Here is a 1,225-nt window from a genome sequence, read left to right as displayed (position 1 = left end):
GGTCCAGTTCGACGACGGGACGGTCTGCCGCCGCGGCGCCCTGCTCCGCCACCCGCAGCACCTGCTCCGCCAGCCGGCGGACGGTCGCCTCTGCGAACAGATCGGTGTCGTAGTCGCAGACCAGCGCCTTGTCCTCACGGTCGGCGAGGAAGGCGAGGTCGCAGCCGGACAGCCGGCGGCGCAGGGACCGCGTGCCCCGCGCGTCCACGGGGCCGACCAGCACCCGGGGCCCGTCGCCGGCCTCGTCCACGCTCGTGGCCAGAGCGCTCCCGACGGAGGCGCGGACGTCGCCGAATCCGGCGGACGGGTCCACGTCCACGCCGATGACGTGCACCCGCGCGGCGCCGCCGTCGACCTCGACGCTGCCGAGGACCGCGCGCGGGGCCTCCTGATGGCGGGTGAGCAGCACCGCGACGGCGGCGGCCAGGTCGGTGTCCGGCGGCACGCCGTCCACCCGTACCCGTGCCCTGCGGTACGAGGGCGCGAGCGGTCGTGGAGCGGCGAGCGGGAACGACGAAGCGCCCTCTTCGGGGGCTCCGTCCTCAGCGTGCTGCACGTGTCTCCTCGGCGTGCGACGGGTCGGCGGCGCTGGTCCGGCGGATGATCAGACGGTCCATCACCAGCGCGTCCAGGCATGCGTCCAGGAAGGTGTCCACCGCTTCCCGGGGGGTGCGGACGATCGGTTGTCCCGCCACGTTGAACGAGGTGTTGAGCAGCACCGGCAGCCCGGTCCTGGCCTCGAAGGCGCGCAGCAGGTCCCAGAAGCGCGGGTTGTCGGCCCGGGAGACGGTCTGCACACGCGCCGAGCCGTCCACGTGGGTGGTGGCCGGCATCCGGAGGGCGTGCTCGTCGCGCACATGGGCGACGAAGAGCATCGCGGCGAACAAGTGCACGTCCTCGGGGTCCAGTTCGAACAGCCCGGCGGCGGCCTCGGCGGTCACGGCGGGCGCGAACGGGCGGAACGACTCGCGCTTCTTGACCAGGGCGTTGATGCGGTCGCGCATGCCGGCGCGGCGCGGGTCGGCGAGGATGCTGCGGTTGCCCAGGGCGCGCGGCCCGAACTCCATCCGGCCCTGGAACCAGCCGACGACCAGCCCTTCGTCCAGCAGCCCGGCCACGGTCGAGGTCAGCTCGGCCTCGTCGGCCGCCTCGGTCACCCGGACCCCGGCCGTGGTGCGGGCTTCCCGCTCGCACTCCTCGGCGCCGTAGCGCGGGCCGAGCAGGG

2 protein-coding genes are annotated in these 1,225 nt (G+C 74.5%); both read right to left on the bottom strand.

The annotated features are described in order from the left end of the window. Nucleotides 1–556, bottom strand: a 556-nt coding sequence (locus tag ACWD3D_RS37270; protein WP_451465056.1) for a hypothetical protein, incomplete at its 3' end; no start/stop codon positions are given. After that, nucleotides 543–1,225 (bottom strand): carbamoyltransferase C-terminal domain-containing protein (locus ACWD3D_RS37265; protein ID WP_451465055.1); only part of this gene is annotated, 683 nt, incomplete at its 5' end. The genes ACWD3D_RS37265 and ACWD3D_RS37270, both read right to left, overlap by 14 nt.

Source organism: Streptomyces sp. NPDC002690 (genome assembly GCF_053592415.1).
Note: the sequence above shows the minus strand (reverse complement) of the source record. Positions and strands in the feature narration are given on the sequence as shown.